At 27.4% G+C, this 219-nt stretch carries 1 protein-coding gene; it reads left to right on the top strand.

What is annotated here, in order from left to right:
* On the top strand, positions 1-219 hold a 219-nt coding region (locus tag AYC59_RS01605), incomplete at both ends, for a type III pantothenate kinase (protein ID WP_156445451.1).

The raw sequence follows: 219 nt of genomic DNA, 5'->3' as shown, positions 1-219 counted from the left end.
ATAGAGAATGTATAATAATTGATTTTGGAACAGCAACAACTTTTGAAGTTGTAAAGGATAACAAGTATCTCGGTGGTGCAATACTTACAGGTATAGATTTATCAATAAATGCACTATTTCAAAATACTGCTAAATTGCCTAAAGTTACTTTTGAAAAACCAAATGAAATACTTGGAAATACTACTATTTCTCAAATTAATATAGGCCTATATTATTCTA

It is taken from the genome of Pseudostreptobacillus hongkongensis, from assembly GCF_001559795.1.
GTDB classification, from domain to species: domain Bacteria; phylum Fusobacteriota; class Fusobacteriia; order Fusobacteriales; family Leptotrichiaceae; genus Pseudostreptobacillus; species Pseudostreptobacillus hongkongensis.
The sequence above is the reverse complement of the archived record's forward strand: the minus strand, read 5'-3'. Positions and strand labels throughout refer to the sequence as shown.